This is a genomic window from Herbaspirillum sp. FG34, from assembly GCF_057809315.1.
This window is the reverse complement of the sequence record NZ_JBMDJS010000005.1, coordinates 36223-53195: the sequence shown is the minus strand read 5'-3', so window position 1 is coordinate 53195 and position 16973 is coordinate 36223. Positions and strand designations below refer to the sequence as shown.

The window sequence follows — 16973 nt, the reverse complement described above, 5'->3', positions numbered from 1 at the left end:
TCATTGCATGCAACGCCATGCCTCCAATCATGTCTGCTACCGCATGCTAGGATGCCGTCATGTCCGATACCGACCTCAACCTGCTGATCGCCCTCGATGCCCTCATCGCCGAAGCCAGCGTGGCCGGGGCTGCGCGCCGCCTGGGCCTGAGTGCCTCGGCCATGAGCCGCACCCTGACCCGCCTGCGCCAGGCCACCGGCGACCAGTTGCTGGTACGGGCCGGACGACAGATGGTGCTGACTCCCTGCGCAGAAGCCCTGCGCGAACGGGTGCGCAATGTGGTGCACGAAGCCCGATCGGTCTTGCGTCCCTCGGTACCGGAACTGGACCTGGCCCGGCTGGAGCGGGATTTCACCCTGCGCGCCAATGAAGGCTTCATCGAAGCCTGCGGTGCCGCACTCATCAGTGCCGTGGCGGCAGAGGCCCCGCTGGTGCGGCTGCGCTTCGCGCCCAAGGTGGAGCGCAGTCCGCTGCCGCTGCGCGAAGGCAGTGCCGACATCGAGATCGGCGTGGCCAGCGAGATGGGACCGGAGGTGCGTCTGCAAACCCTGTTTCGTGATCGCTTCGTGGGTGCGGTACGCATCGGACATCCATTGGCCGCCTTGCGCCGCGTCAGTGCCGAGCGCTATTGCGCCCACGAGCATGTGAGCGCCTCGCCACGAGGCGAGCGCAACGGCCCCATCGATGCCGCACTGGCCGGGCGCGGCCTGGTGCGCAAAGTGGTGGCAGTCGTGCCCAGCTTTCCGGGCGCGCTGGCGGTGGTGCGTAGCTCCGACCTGGTGACCATGGTGCCCTACTCCTTCCTGACCCAGGCGGGGGCACCGCGCAAGGATGGCAGTGCCTCCGGCATCCATCTGTTCGAACTGCCGGTGGCCACCGCCCCCATCATCGTCTCGCTGATGTGGCATCCCCGCGTAGAGCTGGACCCGGCCCATCGCTGGCTGCGCGACAAGGTGCGCGCGGTCTGCGCCGGGCTGGCGCAGCGCGGCCCCAAGGGCCGTCCCGGCTGAACCCTCTTTCTGAAAGCATCCCATGCAGCTGCAAGGCATCCATCATGTGGCCCTCATCTGTTCCGACTATGCGGCCTCCCGCGCGTTCTACGTCGATCTGCTGGGCCTGCGCGTGATTGCCGAACATTACCGCGAGGCACGCGACTCGTGGAAACTGGACCTGGGCCTGCCCGACGGTACGCAGATAGAACTGTTCTCCTTCCCCGCCCCACCGTCGCGTCCTTCGCGTCCCGAGGCCTGCGGTCTGCGCCATCTGTCCTTTGCGGTCGCCGACGTCGCCGCCAGCAAGGCCGAACTGGAAGCCCGTGGCGTGGTCGTGGAAGAGATCCGCGTGGATGAATACACGGGCCGGCGCTTCACCTTCTTCGCCGATCCGGATGGCCTGCCGCTGGAATTGTATGAAGTGTCGCGCTGAACCACCCCCTCTGCAAGCCTCGCTGCACCTGATGTTGCGGGGCATGGTGCAGAAAACGTCAAGGCGCGATGCGCGCACTGCAAGGGCAAGGGCTATACTCGCGCTGCATCGCTGACCGGCCCGCCTTCCTGCCCTCATCCTCTCCATGCAAAACCTCAAGACTTCCGCCTTTTCACGCCTGAATTCCACCACCCTCCTGGGGGCGGCCGTGGTACTGGGCATGCTCTACTTCGGCCGCGACATCCTGGCCCCGCTGGCAGTGGCCGGCATTGCCAGCCTGATCATCCTGCCGCTGGTGAGGAAGCTCGCCGCCCTGGGCCTGAACCGGGCTGCCGCCGCCATGGTATCGGTGCTGCTGGTGGGCGGCTGCCTGGTGGCACTGGCGGTGGTGCTGACCTTCCAGCTGGTGAGCGTAACCAGCGATCTGCCGCAATACCGCGAAGCCATCCAGGACAAGGTAGAAAGCGTGCGTGCCATGACCGAGCGTCCCTTCGCCCGGCTGGAGGCCGAACTGAGCGCGGTGATCCCGCAGCCGCTGCCGGAGAGCGCGCGCAGCGGCAAGAAGAACAGTCGTGCCGCCGCTGCAGCAGCAGCCGCCGCCGCACCCGAAACCGATACCCGCATGTCGGTGCGCGGGGCCTTGCGGCGGCTCTTTGCGCTGGCCTGGGGACCGATCGGCCAGGCCGGCATCGTGCTGGTCTTGCTGGTGTTCATCCTGCTGGAACAGGAATCCCTGCGCGAACGCCTGATCCGCCTGGCCGGACTGACCGAGATGAGCCGCACCATGCAGGCACTGGGCGATGCGGCAGAGGGCGTATCGCGTTTCTTCTTTTCACAGTTCCTGGTCAACCTGGTGTTCGGCCTCATCATGGGTGCGGTGCTGGCCGCCGGGGGCGTACCGCATGCGGTGCTCTGGGGCGCGCTGGCCGGGGTGCTGCGCTTCGTCCCCTACCTGGGTGCACTGGCCTCGGGCCTGATGATCTCGATCTTCATCGCCGCCATCGATCCGGGCTGGTGGCTGGCGCTGTCTTTCCTGGCGTTCTATGTGGGGCTGGAAGTGATCGTGGCCAATTTCATCGAACCGCGCGTGTATGGTCATAGCTCGGGCCTCTCGCCGCTGGCGGTGATCGTCTCGGCGCTGTTCTGGGGCACGCTGTGGGGACCCATCGGCCTGCTGCTCTCCACTCCGCTGACGCTGTGCCTGGTGGTGGCCGGGCGCCATGTGTCGGCCCTGGAACCGATCACCATCCTGCTGGGCGAGGCGCCCGACATGACACACGCCGAGCGTTTCTACCAGCGTGCCCTGGCCGGTGAATCGGACGCCATCATCCGCGATGCCCGCACGCATCTGCAGAAGCAGAGCTTTGCCAAGTACTGCGACCAGATCCTGCTGCCCGGCCTGGCCCTGGCGGCGCTGGATTTGCGCCATGGTCGCATCGAAGGAGCGCAGCAGGAGCGTCTGCTGCATGCGGTCTCGCAGTTGACCGAAGTGCTCACGCAAAGTCCCGGCGCGCCGCGCAGCCTGCGTCGGCGCCGCGAGGTACCGCTGCTCAACAGCGGCGTCGGTGCGCATCTGCGTGAACTGCGCCAGGCGCGGCTGGGACGCTGGCAGGGTTCGCTGGATGTGCCGCAAGGGTCGGTGGTGCTGTGCGGTGGCTTGCGCCATGAGCGCGATGACCTGCTCTCCGAACTGCTGGTGCATGCGTTGCGCGTGACCGGCATCGATGCCCGCAGCATCACGCTGGACCAGCCCGAGGAAGGACCGCCCGATACCAGCAAGGCCGAACTGGTGTCCATCGTGTTCCTGGTCTATCCGGTGCGAGAGAAACTGGACGCCTGGATGGGGGTAGTACGCGACCTGCGCGAGAACCTGCCGCATGCGCTGCTGGTAACGATTCGTCCGTCCTTCTTCAACGAGGAAGTCGAGGCCGCGACCGTGAAGGAACAGGTGGACATGGTGCTGTCGTCCTTCGAGGAAGGGCTGGCATTTGCGTCTACGCACATGCGGCCGGCAATCAAGGTCTAAGCCTGGCCAGACGCAGCACAAAAAAAATCGCCCGGCTTGCACCGGGCGATTTTTTTGGCAGCGGTGACCGGCGACGGCCACGTACGATCAGCGCTTCAACTGCGACAGATCACGCACGGCACCACGATCGGCCGAAGTGGTCAGCGCGGCATAAGCCTGCAGTGCCTGCGAAACCACGCGCTGGCGGTTGCCCGGCTGCCACGCGGCATCGCCACGGGCTTCCATGTCGGCGCGACGCTTGGTCAGTTCTTCACCGGAAATGCGCAGGTTGATGCTGCGGTTGGGGATGTCGATGTCGATCATGTCGCCCTCTTCCACCAGACCGATGGCGCCGCCTTCAGCCGCTTCCGGCGAAGCATGGCCAATCACCAGGCCGGAGGAACCACCGGAGAAACGACCATCGGTGAACAGCGCGCAAGCCTTGCCGAGACCCTTGGACTTGATGTACGAAGTCGGGTACAGCATTTCCTGCATGCCGGGGCCGCCCTTGGGGCCTTCGTAGCGCACGATGACCACGTCGCCGGCCTTGACCTTGTCGCCCAGGATGCCTTCGACGGCGGCGTCCTGGCTCTCGAAGACACGTGCGGTGCCGGAGAACTTCAGGATGCTCTCATCCACGCCGGCGGTCTTGACGATGCAGCCCTTCTCGGCGATGTTGCCGTACAGGACCGCCAGGCCGCCATCTTGAGAATAGGCGTGTTCGCGATCACGGATGCAGCCGTTGGCGCGATCCAGGTCGCTGTCTTCAAAACGCTCTTCCTGCGAGAAGGCCACTTGCGTCGGCACACCACCGGGGGCGGCGCGGAACAGCTTGTGCACGGCCGGATCGCTGGTGACGCGGATGTCGAATTTCTCGATGGCTTCACCCAGGGTCTTGCTGTGCACGGTCGGACGCGAAGTGTCCAGCAGGCCGGCACGGGCCAACTCACCGAGGATGGAGATGATGCCACCGGCGCGGTGCACGTCTTCGATGTGGTACTTGTTGGTCATCGGCGCGACCTTGCACAGGCAGGGCACACGGCGCGAAATGCGGTCGATGTCGGCCATGGTGAATTCCACCTTGGCTTCGTGCGCTGCGGCCAGGAGGTGCAGCACGGTGTTGGTGGAGCCGCCCATGGAGACGTCCAGGGTCATGGCGTTTTCCCAGGTTTCCTTGGTGCAGATGTTGCGCGGAAGGATGCTGTAGTCATCCTGTTCATAGTGGCGCTTGGCCAGTTCGACGATCAGGCGGCCGGCGCGCAGGAACAGTTCCTTGCGGTCGGCGTGGGTGGCGACGATGGTGCCATTGCCCGGCAGCGACAGGCCCAGCACTTCGGTCAGGCAGTTCATCGAGTTGGCGGTGAACATGCCCGAGCAGGAACCGCAGGTCGGACAGGCCGAGCGCTCCACTTCGGCCACGTCGGCATCCGAGATGTTCTTGTCGCCGGCCTGGATCATGGCGTCGACCAGGTCCAGCTTGATGACCTTCTTGTCGGTGTTGACGGTCTTGATGACCTTGCCGGCCTCCATCGGGCCACCGGAGACGAAGACCACGGGGATGTTCAGGCGCATGGCGGCCATGAGCATGCCCGGGGTGATCTTGTCGCAATTGGAGATGCAGACCATGGCGTCGGCGCAGTGGGCGTTGACCATGTATTCGACCGAATCGGCGATCAGGTCACGCGAGGGCAGCGAGTACAGCATGCCGTCGTGGCCCATGGCGATGCCGTCATCCACGGCGATGGTGTTGAATTCCTTGGCCACGCCGCCGGCCGCCTCGATCTCGCGCGCCACCAGCTGGCCCAGGTCCTTCAGGTGCACGTGACCCGGCACGAACTGGGTGAAGGAGTTCACGACCGCGATGATGGGCTTGGTGAAATCGCCATCCTTCATGCCGGTGGCACGCCACAGCGCACGCGCGCCGGCCATGTTGCGGCCTTGGGTAGTGGTATAGGAACGATAGGTCGGCATGATGGGTGTCTCCTCAGGGCTGCTTAGGGAAAAAGGGAGCACAAGAGTGCCTCCGAGGAGAGTGTTTGTCCAATATATAATTCGATACGTATTAATATCCAGAAGATATTAATACGTATCAGTACGAACATTCCTCGTCAGCAACAGAAAGGCCCGCAACAACGCGGGCCAGTCGCTTTCTCCATGCACTGCGCGCTCAGGCTTCGTCCCCCGCCTTGCGTACCGTGATCGGCTCCACTACGCTCAACAGCAGCACCAGGCACAGCAGCGAAGTGCCGACCATGTAAAGGAAGACACTGCTCCAGTCATAGCGGTCCAGCAGCATTCCCACGGCCAGGGGTGCACAGGCGCCACCGATCTGGCCCAGCGAATTGACGATGCCGAACGCGGTCGGGTAGGTGGACTTGGTGGCCAGGCCCATGGGATAGGCCGAATAACCGGCAAAGCCGATCCCCAGCATCAGGCCCGACAACATCAGCATGGCGCCGAGATAGAGCACGCTGTCGGGCGCATCCACCAGCATGAGCGTCATCACGGCGGTACCCAGCGCCCCCAGCAGCATCATGGGCTTGCGGCGGCCACCCAGCAGGCGGTCCGAGATCACGCCCCCCAGCATGTTGCCCGCGACCGCACCGATGAACGGTGCCGAGGCAAGGAAACCCATCTTCACCGAAGCAAATCCCTTGACCGTGACCAGATAGGTCGGGATCCACGACATGAAGATATTGCTGATGCCGATCATGCAGCCATAGCCGAGAGCCACGCCGATCACGTTCCAGGACGTGAAGACCTGGCGCAAGGTCTCCAGGCGCGGCACACGACGGGTACGGTTGATGCCGTCCAGCCATGGCATCGGTGCCACCTGCGCACCCTGCCCCGCAACAGTGCCGGCGCTGGCCGCACCGGCCGACAGCTCCTGGGTGATGTAACGGCGCTCGGCCTCATTGCAGAAGCGGTTTTCGGCGGGCGAATTGGTCACCAGGAAGAACCACAGAATGGCCAGGAAGATGCCCGGCACCGCAAACACGTAAAAGATTTCGCGCCAGCCCCAGAGCTGGATGACGATGATGCACACCGTCGGCACGATCAGCGGACCCAGCTTGGAGGCCGCAATCCACAGTCCGGTGGCGGTCCCCTTTTCCTCCGGCGGGAACCAGCGATTGATGACGTTGGTACAGCCAATGCCCAGTGGCCCTTCCGACAAACCGAGACCGACACGGTAGAGCTGCAACAGCAGCACCGAGGAAGTCGTGCCCATGAGCCCGGTAAACAACGAGGTCAGCAACATGAAGACGGAAAACAGCATGCCGGTGGTCTTGGCACTCAGGCGCTTGTACATCAACCCGACCGGAATCTGCACCAGACCATAGGCAAACGAAAACAGACTCACGATCAGTCCGGCTTCGGTGTTGGAGATGCCGTACTCCTTTTTCATGTACGGCAGGGCGATGCCGAAATTGGCGCGATCGGCGCAGGCAATGGCCCAGATCAGGAAGATCAGGCCCATCACCACCCAACGGTAGCGGGTGGGTTTCTGCTCTGACAAACGGCTGGCCGCAGGGGCAGCAATTGCAGAGGATGCGGTGGAACTATGGCGGCCGACGGGGTCGGCGGCGTCGACAGGATTCATCGTCGAACTCCTTTGGTGGCGTGTCTCGTGGTTATCGTTATGGTTGGCGGCAACGGCGTGGTGATGCGCCCGTGTCAGGAGGGCAGCGCGCGCTGCCTCCGGTGTGATCCCAGGTTCATGCTTGTCTCCAGTGCAGGTGGCGGGCTTTGTTGTGCGTCCCGCAAAGGGATCTGTTGGCGCCCGACGTTGATGGCGACCTTGCGTGTCTTGCAGGCCGACGCCGGGAATCATGGCCGTGCCCCTGCGTGGCGTCCAATCTTTTCTGGCTATCAGGTGATGTGCAGATTGAATCGATATTGATACCCGATCAGGTGCCATTTCCTGAATCAATTGATAGCCTTTTCGGATTGGACGTGCTGGCGGAATGCCCGCATCATCGCCCCGCATTGCCATCGAACGAGAAGGAGTTCTCCCATGAAACGCCACGTACTGCAGCTCAATCCCATCCTGGTTCCTGCCATCAATGACAAGCTGGAGAATCTCTATCACATGCACCGCCTGTTCGAGCAGGAGGACAAGGAAGCCTACATCGCACGCCACGGGGCCGTCATCGAAGGGGTCATCACCGGCGGCCATACCGGTATCAGCAACGCCCTCATGGATCGCCTGCCGGCCTTGAAGGTCGTGGCCGTCAATGGCGTAGGGACCGATGCAGTGGATCTGAACCATGCGCGCAGCAAGGGCTTGCCTGTCACCGGCACCTTCGGTGCACTGACCGAGGACGTGGCCGATCTGGCGCTGGGCCTGATGCTGGCGGTGAGTCGGCAGATCTGTCCGGGTCACGCCTTCGTGCAGCGCGGTGACTGGGTGCGCCATCCTTCGCCGACGGCGATTCCCCTCTCGCGTCGCCTCAGCGGCAAGTGCGTGGGCATCGTCGGCATGGGCAAGGTCGGCCGTGCCATCGCCCAACGCGCAGCGGCCTTTGGCTGCCCCATCGCCTACACCGACCTGCGCGCCATGGACGACCTGCCCTACACGTTCCAGCCGGCATTGCTGCAGCTGGCGCGCCAGAGCGATGTACTGGTGCTGGCCGCTGCCGCCGACAAGGCGCAGGGCATCATCAACGCCGCCGTCCTGGATGCGCTGGGACGCGAAGGCATTCTCATCAATATCGCGCGCGGCAAGCTGGTGGTGGAAGAGGATCTGGTGGACGCCCTGCAACGTGGCGTCATTGCCGGTGCGGGGCTGGATGTGTTCGTGGACGAACCCAACGTGCCGCCGGCCCTGCTGCAGATGGACCAGGTGGTGTTGCAGGCGCATCGCGCCAGCGCCACCGTGGAATCGCGCACGGCCATGGGCGAGATGGTGCTGGCCAGTCTGGCGCAGGGGCTGGCAGGGCAGCGCCCCGAAGGTAGCCTGACCACCTGAATCCGACCACGGCCGCAGCGGGGAGCGGCCATGCCTATAATGCAGGCGCTCCCCTTACCGGCACATCCTCATGCTCGATCTGGCTCAAGTCCGTTGTTTCGTGGTCGCTGCGACCGAACTCAATTTCCGTCGTGCGGCGGCGTTGCTGAACATGACCCAGCCGCCTCTGTCACGCCAGATCCACTTGCTGGAACACCGGCTGGGTGTGCAGTTGTTCGAACGGGTGGGGCGCACGGTGCGGCTCACCACCGAAGGCCGGGTGTTCCTGGCCGACGCGTCGCGCCTGCTGCAATTGTCGGAACAGGCCGAGAGCACGGTACGCCGCGCCAGCCAGGGCAAGACCGGGCGCGTGCGCGTAGGCTTCACGGGCGCGGCCGGCTACGAGCTGATCCCGGAGTTGCTCATGCAGGCGCGCAAGAGCCTGCCCGAGATCGATGTGGTGCTGTTCGAACTGATTTCGGTGGCGCAGCTGGAAGCCTTTAGCGCCAACACCATCGATATCGGCTTCCTGCGCCCGGTATCGACGCGCCAGCCGCTGGAATTGCAGCTGGTCGATGAGGAACCGCTGGTGCTGGCCATGCCCCAGGGGCATGCGCTGGCGCTGCATGAACGCATCGCCACCAGCCAGCTCGATGGTCAGCCCTTCATCATGCACTCCCCCACGCATGGCAAGTACTTTTACGAACGCATCATGGCCATGCTGGGCGCGGCGGACGTCAAACCGGATTTCACCCAGTACATCGACCAGAGCCATACCATCCTCTCACTGGTACGCGCCGGCCTGGGCGTTGGCATCCTGCCTGCCTCGGCACAGCGTTTCCATTACGATCGGGTGGAGTTCCGGCCACTGGCCGGGGAGGTGCCGCGTGCCGAGATGAGCATGGCGTGGCGCGCGGACCAGGACAATCCGGCGGTGACGGCCTTTCGCCTGATGGCCACCGGATACTGTGCCGAGCGCGCGGCACGACTGCACAGGGCCTGAGTTCAAGCGCCCGCGCGGCTCATGTGCTCGTAGAGAATCGCTGCGCCCACGCCGATGAGAACCACACCCCCGACAATCTCGGCACGCTTGCCGATCAGATGGCCCAGCACGCGGCCGACCATCACGCCGATGGTGACCATGGTGGTGGTGGCCAGGCCGATCAGCAATGAGGCTTCCAGGATGTTGACGTCGATGAAGGCCAGGCCCACGCCCACGGCCATGGCGTCGATGCTGGTCGCCACAGCGGTGAGCGCCAGCATGACCACGGATTGCTTCTGCGGGGTCGCATCGGCCTCGTCTTGCTCATCATCCTCGCTCAGACCTTCGCGGATCATGCGCGCGCCCAGCACCAGCAGCAGTACGAAGGCGATCCAGTGGTCCCATTCGGCGACCCACTTGGTGGCCACGGAACCGGCAAACCAGCCGATGAGCGGAGTGATGGCTTCGATCACGCCGAACAGCAGACCGATACGCAGCGCCTGCAGCAAGCGTGGCTTCTGCATGGCGGCACCCTTGCCGATGGCTGCCGCAAAGGCGTCAGTGGACATCGCGAGCGCGAGAAGAACGAGAGCGGGGAAATTCATGAACGGGGTTCCTTGGCCGGGCGAAGTCCATGGACGTGCCTGCGCGCCCAGCCTGGCCGCAGGATACGTCTATGGTCTCGCCTACCTGGATGGCTACCCGCGCCACGGCATCGATGCTGCCGAGAATGTTGACACGGGCTCTTCCGGATGACCCGGAAGCTGGCTACTCCCCAAAGAGAAGCCCGGATTTTAAACGAAGACGGCCGTGCCCGACAAGTCGTCGTGCAGAGTTCGTCACAATGTAGTGCTCCACGCTACACAGTGTATTGCCACGCAGTCATTGTGACGATCAGTGCGCTGCCCCCTGCTCCACCGGATCCACATGCGTCATCACATCCAGCACATGATGCGCCGCCAGCACCCGCCGGCGCGCATCGATGGCAATGGCATGGCCCTCGGTGACGGTGAGGGCGCCATCGATTTCCAGATGCACGTCCACCAGCGTCAGGTCACCCATGCGCCGCGTACGCAGATCATGCAGCCCCTGCACGCCGGGCGTGGCGAGGATGGTGGCGCGGATGGCCTCGGCTTCCTCGGCCGAGACGGCACGGTCCATCAGGTCATGCAGCGCGCTCCAGAAAAATCCCCAGCCGGTGCGCACCACCATCAAACCCACGACCGCCGCCGCCACCGGATCAAGCAAGGTGAAACCGGCCAGGCTGCCGACGATGCCCAAGGCCACCACCAGCGACGAGGCCGCATCCGAACGCGCATGCCAGGCATTGGCCACCAGCATGCTCGAACGCACGCGCTCGGCGATGCGCAGCATGTAGCGAAACAGCAGTTCCTTGGCCAGCAAGGCCGCCAGTGCCACCCACAAGGCCGCCACGTGTACTGGCGGGGTGTGGCCGTAATGCTGGATCTTCTGCGCCGCCGATACCAGCATGCCCAGACCCACGGCCAGCAGCAGCGCACCGAGTGCCAGCGAGGCGGCCGTTTCGTAACGCTGGTGACCATATTGATGATCGTCGTCGGCCTGCTTGCGGCTGTGGTGCCCGGCCAGCAGCACCACGAAGTCGGAAATGAGATCGGACAGCGAATGGATGCCGTCCGCAATGAGCGCCTGCGAACCGGAAAACACGCCCGCCGTGACCTGCAGCATCACCAGCGCGATGTTGACCACGATGCTCACCAGCGTACTGGCACGCCCGGCACGATAACGTGCCGCACTCAAGGCGTCGTCGCGAGGATCTTCCCCCTTGAAGTCTTCTATTTGGGTACTTAACATAAAACCAACGATAAGAGCCTAATCTAGAGCCAAAATTGGCAAAACTTGTGCTATCGAACAAATTACTGGATCATCTTGCCACATTACAATGTCAACTGTATTGCGTCAGGGGGACTGCCGTCGGCATGATGCCGACCCGGCACGTATGGATGGTGCCTTGAGGGCGCACGCCTCCATTGCACAAGACGATATCGCGGCCGCCATCACCCGCAGGGGATCCGCAGCAGACCCGGTGCAGCATCACATCGAGGAACAGCATGAACCAAGCAACTCCGCAACCGCTGTCGTTTGCGTTCGACCGGGCCAGCGGCGAACTGAGCGCAACGTGGCAGCCCACGCCGGGCTTCCCGCCGCTCACGCTGGCCTTCCTGAAACAGTCCATGACCGATCATGGTCTGACCAAGCTGTTTTTCCAGGATTCGATCCTCAACGCCTTCGTGCGCAAGGCAGAAGATGCCAAGGAGGCGGTCACGCAGGTCATCGCCGAACGGCGCGATGGCGAGTTCTCGCTGGAGGTGGCCGATGACCTGATGACGGCCTCGCTGACCCTGGTGCCGCCCTATGGTGGCCGCGCCAAGAGCGTGGAAGTGGTCAACGCCATCCGCGCGGCCGGGATCACCTACGGCATCCTGCACGAGCAATTGCGCGGCGCGCTGTCGGCCGGTTTCTGCAACAAGCTGGTAGTGGCCCAGGGTCTCATGCCCACGCCGGCCGAGCCGGCTCGTTTCGAGAGCCTGCTGGAAGAAAAGGAAGAGGAACTGGCCGACATCGACGAAGATGCCGTGGTCTCCTACGCCGACATGGGCCATATCCTGCTGGTCAAGGTGGGCGATGCGCTGATGCGCCGCATTCCGCCCGTACCGGGCCAGGACGGCATCGACATCCGCGGCGGCAAGGTACCGGCGCGGCCGATTGCCGACGCCCCCTTCTCCAAGGAATGTATCGGTGCCGAGCCCAGCGAGGACGACCCCAATCTGCTGGTGGCCATCGTGCCGGGCCAGCCCACGGTCATCAAGAATGGCGTGAAGGTCAATCCGGTGCTGGATGTTGAAAACGTCGACCTCTCCACCGGCAACCTCAGCTTTGAAGGCACGGTCAAGGTCTCGGGCGACGTGCTCACGGGCATGAAGATGCACGTGGGTGGCGACGTGGTGATCAACGGTACCGTGGAAGCGGCCGAGATCGTGGCCGGCGGCAGCGTCACCGTCAAGGGCGGCGTGATCGGTCACAGCGAAGGCGTGACGGCGCAGGCCGGGACCACCGCCATTGCCTCGCGCATCAGTTCGCAAAAATCGGTGCAGGTGATGTTCGCCGAGAGCGCCCACATCGAAGCTGCCGAAGACATTCTGGTGCTGGGCAATGCCCGCCATTGCGAACTGCTGGCCGGCAACGAGATCACGGTGGGCAAGGGCAATCCGCGCACCGGCCACATCATCGGCGGGCGCGTGGAAGCCACCAACCTCATTCGTGCCAACGTGATCGGCGCCTCGACCACCACGCATACGCGCATCCAGGTCGGTCTCGATCCGTATCTGGAAGAGAAGATCGCCATCAAGGAACAGGAATACACGCGCAAGGTGGCCGAGCTGGACCGTACCATCAAGCAACAGAGCTACTACAAGCTCAACCCCGAGAAGGCCACGCCGGAAATCCTCCATGAGACCAGCGACAAGCGCAAGGCGCTGGCCTACGAGGTCAAGGTGCTGCTGGAAGAAGTGAGCCAGATGAAGGAAGGCATGGTGGCCGCGGAAGACGCTCGCATCATCGTGGCCAAGGCGGTCTACGAAGGGACCGAGTTGCGCATCGGACATGAGGTGTGGCCGGTGCAATCCGACCTGGGAGGCGGTACGGCACAGCTGTTTGAAGGCGATATCCGCTACAACCCGAAAAAGTAGGTTTGCCCGGTTTTCTTGTTTTCGCCAGCCTGTGGATAAATCGTTTCTCGCATTGGCACTGCGTTTATCCACAGGACATCAGGCTTTACCACTGATCCATTGCTCCCATGCAAGACCTGCTTCCCCATCCAGACCTGGCGCAATTGCGCGCCCTGGCTACCGAGAGTGCGGCCATCACCACGCCCTGCAATTGCCGCACAGCCGACAGCCGCGGCTGGATCAGCCTGCCGCTGTCCTTGCCGGAGACCCAGCTGGTGGACGTGGCCACGCTCATCACCGACCCCTACGACGAACCGACCTTCACCGAATACCATCCGCACGGCACGCGCTATGCCTCGCCGGAGGCGCCCATCGCACCGGCCTGGTATCCCTGCAACCGCAGCAACGTCGCCCGCTGCACGCAATGCGGGCGCCATTATCTGCGCTACGTGGAAGCCGGTGGCTACTTCGTGGACCGGCGCATCCGTTCACTGGCGGACCCCGCCCTGATTGTCGAGACGACCTGAAACCCGCCCCGGACAAGCTGTTCAGCCACGACTCAGGCGGCTGGCCATGAGGATCTGGTAGAGCGTATCGGCCGGGCGCGACAGGCGCCGCGCGGTCAGGGCTACATATTCCACATCCGGCAGGCGCGGCAGGGCCGCGTGATTCAAGGGCTCCACCAGGTCGCGTGAGCCCAGGTGCTGCGGCAGGGCTGCCAGACCCAGCCCGCCGCGCGCAGCCGCCATGCAGCCGGCATGACTGCCACTGGTGCAGACAATGCGCCAGTGATGACCCGACTTGCCCAGTGCCTGCAAAGTGGCCGCGCGGGTGATGCTGGGCTCGGGCAGCAGGATCAGCGGCAAGGGTTCGCTCAGATCGACCAGCGTATCGGGGCGCGTAAGCCACTGCATGGGGGTGGAAAACATGCTGTGTCCGCGTGACTCGCCCGCGCGGCGCTTGCCGACCAGCAGGTCCAGCTTGCCTTGCTCCAGCGCGGCATACAGATCGCTGGTGAGGCCGATGGTGATTTCCAGTTCGACTTCCGGATGCTGGCTGCGAAAGGCCGCCAGCATGTCCGGCAGCGGGCCCATGGCAAGGTCGTCGGAGGTGCCGAAGCGGACCCGGCCGCGCAAGCGCGGGGCACTGAACTGCGCTTCGGCCCGCGCATGGGCCTGCAGGATCAGGCGCGCGTGCACCAGCAGGCTCTCGCCATCGGCGGTCAGCGCCAAGGAATGCGTGTCGCGCACGAACAGGCGTCGCCCCAGACTTTCTTCCAGGCGACGGATATGGTCGCTCACGGTGGATTGCGTCAGGCCAAGCTGGCGCCCGGCCTCGGTGAAGCTGGAAGCAGTGGCAGCCGTGGCAAAGGTCTGGAGCCAGAGGGGATTGAGCATGCGGCCATTATCATCGGATTTTCCGATGACAGTCAACGCGATCAGAGGGGTTCCCGATAGCCGTGCACTTTCCTATGATGAGGGCAAACCCGGGCAATTTCCTTCCATTTTCTTCGCGAGCGCGCCATGAACCGCTTCCTCCCCGACCGCTTCACCCAGTTGCTCATCGGCACCGTGCTGCTGGCCACCCTGTTCCCGGCCACCGGCGGCTTCGAGCATTTCATGCACATCGCCAGCAATGCGGCCATCTCGCTGCTGTTCTTCCTGCACGGTGCCAAGCTCTCGCGGGAGGCGGCGCTGTCGGGGCTGAAGCAGCCACGCCTGCATCTGCTCACGCTGACTTCCACCTTCCTGCTGTTTCCCCTGCTGGGCCTGGCCCTCAGGAGCGCCGTGCCCGACCTGCTGACGCCGCAGTTGTGGATGGGCGTGCTGTTCGTCTGTACGCTCTCCTCCACGGTGCAGTCTTCCATCGGTTTTACCTCGATCGCTCGCGGCAACGTGCCGGCGGCGATCTGCGGCGCCACCGCCTCCAACCTGCTGGGCATCGTCATCACGCCGTTGCTGGTGACGCTGCTGCTGCATCGTCACCACCAGGCCAATGGCATGACGCAGGTGCTGAGCATCCTGCTGCAGTTGCTGCTGCCCTTCGTGCTGGGCAACCTGATGCGGCCCTGGATCGGCGCCTGGATCAATCGCCACAAGGTCATCGTCAACGTGGTTGATCGTGGCGGCATTCTGCTGTCGGTCTATGCCGCCTTCAGCGTGGCCGTGGCGCAGGGCGTGTGGCACCTGTTTCCGCCCGCGCAACTGGCCTTGCTGGTGCTGGTCAATGCCGTGCTGCTGGGGACCGTGCTGCTGGCAACCACCTATGGCGCCCGCGCCCTGAAGATGCCGCGTGGTGATGAAATCGTGCTGGTCTTCTGCGGCTCCAAGAAGTCGCTGGCCTCGGGCATTCCCATCGCTTCGGTGCTGTTTGCCGGCAGCGGTGCGGCCGTGGTGCTGCTGCCGATCATGCTGTTCCACCAGATGCAGCTGATGCTGTGCGCGGTGCTGGCGCGGCGCTATGCGGCCCGGCACGATAGTGATAGTGAACAAATCGGCCAGACCGCGCAGCCGGAGGGCGCCCCGGCCACGGCGACGCGCTGATTCGTGAAGGTTTCTTCCTCAGGGCGCGAGGGCTACTGACAGAACGGTGTCAGTAGCCCTCACGCATGATGCGCTCCATGCCAACCGGCATGCACAACGCTCCCCTCACAAGAAAAGGAAGAACATCATGCAAACCCAAGTCAACTGGTTCGAGATCGCCACCCAGGACCTGCCGCGCGCCACCCGCTTCTACGAAGCCGTCTTTGCCACCACGCTGCGCCAGGAACAACTGTCGGAAGAAGGACCGATGGCCATCTTCGTGCGTGACGATGGCCAGTCCGTCGGCTGCCTGACCTCACCCGGCTGGCTGGAGCCGACCCGTCAGGGCACGCTGATCTATCTCGATGCAGGCCCTTCCATCCAGGCCGTCCTGGATCGCGTCGAGGCCGCCGGTGGCGAAGTCACCATGCAGCGTTTCCAGCTGCCCAACGATATCGGCTATATCGCCCAGTTCATCGACAGCGAAGGCAATCGCCTGGCCCTGCACGCCATGCACTGAATGCTGTGGCGCGCCCGCTGAATCTCACGCCCGCATCTTGCACAGCAGCATCGAAGTTCGTGGCGGGCCAGGAGCATGCGTGCCAGAATGGCGCGCATCTTTTTTTCTCTGCCAGTCATGCGTCGAGCCGATCGCCTGTTCCAGATCACCCAATACCTGCGCGGACGCCGTCTCACCACGGCGCGTCAGCTGGCGCAGTGGCTGTCAGTGTCGGAACGCACGGTCTATCGCGACATCCGCGACCTGTCGCTGTCAGGTGTGCCGGTGGATGGCGAAGCCGGGGTCGGCTATCGCATCAAGCCGGGCTATGACCTGCCGCCGCTGATGTTCAACAGCGATGAAATCGATGCACTGGTGATCGGCATGCGCATGGTGCAGGCCTGGGGCGGCCCGCAACTGGGGGCTGCGGCCGCATTGGCGCTGGCCAAGGTGGTGCTGGCCCTGCCCAGGGAAAAGCGCGATTTCGTCGAGGCCACGCCGCTATTTGCTCCGGCCATGCAGGACGATGGCAGCCAGGGTGAGCGGCTGGAAGCCATCCGCCAGGCCATCAACAGCCGCCACAAGCTGCTGCTGCATTACACCGATGCCCAGCAGCGCAGCAGTCAACGCGTGGTATGGCCACTGGCGCTGGCCTTCTTTGGCGGTATCTGGCTGCTGGCGGCCTGGTGCGAGCGGCGCGAGGACTTCCGCTCCTTCCGCCTGGACCGGGTGCAACAGATGAGCGAACACGGCCACTATCCGGACCGCAATGGTCGCCGCCTGCCAGACTTCGTGCGCGCCATGCGGCGCCAGGCGCGCGCCTCCTCTGCGACCTCGACAGGTACGGACACACCGTCCACCCCACCCGCCTGACTCCACCTGCCG

The 16973-nt window shown here is 64.0% G+C and carries 16 protein-coding genes; 11 read left to right on the top strand and 5 right to left on the bottom strand.

Features of this window, described 5'->3' with window-relative positions:
- The first annotated feature begins 59 nt into the window (after positions 1 to 59).
- From ACODSZ_RS08180 to ACODSZ_RS08170, 3 genes are all read left to right on the top strand, one after another.
- The gene (locus ACODSZ_RS08180; protein ID WP_488927377.1) at positions 60 to 1010 is read left to right on the top strand and encodes a LysR family transcriptional regulator; all 951 of its coding nucleotides are present in this window, start codon (positions 60 to 62) and stop codon (positions 1008 to 1010) included.
- 22 nt (positions 1011 to 1032) lie between these two features.
- Positions 1033 to 1425, top strand: a complete 393-nt coding sequence (gloA2, locus tag ACODSZ_RS08175; RefSeq protein ID WP_488927376.1) for an SMU1112c/YaeR family gloxylase I-like metalloprotein — start codon at positions 1033 to 1035, stop codon at positions 1423 to 1425.
- Between the two features lie 145 nt (positions 1426 to 1570).
- The gene (locus ACODSZ_RS08170) at positions 1571 to 3451 is read left to right on the top strand and encodes an AI-2E family transporter (protein ID WP_488927375.1); all 1881 of its coding nucleotides are present in this window, start codon (positions 1571 to 1573) and stop codon (positions 3449 to 3451) included.
- 87 nt (positions 3452 to 3538) lie between these two features.
- On the opposite strand, the gene ilvD is transcribed toward ACODSZ_RS08170, so the two are convergent.
- Positions 3539 to 5401: a dihydroxy-acid dehydratase gene (ilvD, locus tag ACODSZ_RS08165; RefSeq protein WP_175344272.1), complete on the bottom strand. Its 1863-nt coding sequence runs from the start codon at positions 5399 to 5401 to the stop codon at positions 3539 to 3541.
- Between the two features lie 196 nt (positions 5402 to 5597).
- On the bottom strand, positions 5598 to 7031 hold the full coding sequence (locus ACODSZ_RS08160; protein WP_008325314.1) for an MFS transporter: 1434 nt from the start codon (positions 7029 to 7031) through the stop codon (positions 5598 to 5600).
- Between the two features lie 414 nt (positions 7032 to 7445).
- On the opposite strand from ACODSZ_RS08160, the gene ACODSZ_RS08155 reads away from it, so the two are divergent.
- Positions 7446 to 8399, top strand: coding sequence for a 2-hydroxyacid dehydrogenase (locus tag ACODSZ_RS08155; RefSeq protein ID WP_488927374.1), 954 nt, complete (start codon positions 7446 to 7448; stop codon positions 8397 to 8399).
- 70 nt (positions 8400 to 8469) lie between these two features.
- Positions 8470 to 9381: a LysR family transcriptional regulator gene (locus tag ACODSZ_RS08150; RefSeq protein ID WP_488927373.1), complete on the top strand. Its 912-nt coding sequence runs from the start codon at positions 8470 to 8472 to the stop codon at positions 9379 to 9381.
- Between the two features lie 2 nt (positions 9382 to 9383).
- Here the strand turns inward: ACODSZ_RS08150 and mntP are convergent, their stop codons facing one another.
- Positions 9384 to 9965 (bottom strand): manganese efflux pump MntP, encoded by a 582-nt coding sequence (mntP, locus tag ACODSZ_RS08145; protein WP_175344275.1) that lies wholly within the window; start codon positions 9963 to 9965, stop codon positions 9384 to 9386.
- On the opposite strand from mntP, the gene ACODSZ_RS08140 reads away from it, so the two are divergent.
- Positions 9964 to 10116 (top strand): hypothetical protein, encoded by a 153-nt coding sequence (locus tag ACODSZ_RS08140; RefSeq protein WP_175344276.1) that lies wholly within the window; start codon positions 9964 to 9966, stop codon positions 10114 to 10116. The genes mntP and ACODSZ_RS08140 overlap by 2 nt on opposite strands.
- Positions 10117 to 10254: 138 nt before the next feature.
- On the opposite strand, the gene ACODSZ_RS08135 is transcribed toward ACODSZ_RS08140, so the two are convergent.
- Complete coding sequence (locus tag ACODSZ_RS08135; RefSeq protein WP_008325306.1) at positions 10255 to 11193, bottom strand: cation diffusion facilitator family transporter; 939 nt, start codon at positions 11191 to 11193, stop codon at positions 10255 to 10257.
- Between the two features lie 257 nt (positions 11194 to 11450).
- Between ACODSZ_RS08135 and ACODSZ_RS08130 the strand changes: the two genes are divergently transcribed.
- Both ACODSZ_RS08130 and ACODSZ_RS08125 read left to right on the top strand, forming a co-directional pair.
- On the top strand, positions 11451 to 13088 hold the full coding sequence (locus tag ACODSZ_RS08130) for a flagellar assembly protein A (protein WP_175344277.1): 1638 nt from the start codon (positions 11451 to 11453) through the stop codon (positions 13086 to 13088).
- A gap of 107 nt (positions 13089 to 13195) precedes the next feature.
- A complete protein-coding gene (locus tag ACODSZ_RS08125) occupies positions 13196 to 13594 on the top strand; it encodes a cytochrome c oxidase subunit Vb family protein (RefSeq protein ID WP_175344278.1) in 399 nt (132 codons plus the stop codon).
- A 21-nt stretch (positions 13595 to 13615) separates the two neighbouring features.
- Here the strand turns inward: ACODSZ_RS08125 and ACODSZ_RS08120 are convergent, their stop codons facing one another.
- Positions 13616 to 14464, bottom strand: a complete 849-nt coding sequence (locus ACODSZ_RS08120) for a LysR family transcriptional regulator (RefSeq protein WP_008325300.1) — start codon at positions 14462 to 14464, stop codon at positions 13616 to 13618.
- Positions 14465 to 14590: 126 nt separating this feature from the next.
- On the opposite strand from ACODSZ_RS08120, the gene ACODSZ_RS08115 reads away from it, so the two are divergent.
- The 3 genes from ACODSZ_RS08115 (at position 14591) to ACODSZ_RS08105 (ending at position 16961) form a co-directional block, all read left to right on the top strand.
- The gene (locus ACODSZ_RS08115; protein WP_488927372.1) at positions 14591 to 15610 is read left to right on the top strand and encodes a bile acid:sodium symporter family protein; all 1020 of its coding nucleotides are present in this window, start codon (positions 14591 to 14593) and stop codon (positions 15608 to 15610) included.
- 127 nt (positions 15611 to 15737) lie between these two features.
- The gene (locus ACODSZ_RS08110) at positions 15738 to 16109 is read left to right on the top strand and encodes a VOC family protein (protein WP_488927371.1); all 372 of its coding nucleotides are present in this window, start codon (positions 15738 to 15740) and stop codon (positions 16107 to 16109) included.
- Positions 16110 to 16226: 117 nt separating this feature from the next.
- Positions 16227 to 16961 (top strand): helix-turn-helix transcriptional regulator, encoded by a 735-nt coding sequence (locus tag ACODSZ_RS08105; RefSeq protein WP_488927370.1) that lies wholly within the window; start codon positions 16227 to 16229, stop codon positions 16959 to 16961.
- Positions 16962 to 16973 lie beyond the last annotated feature (12 nt).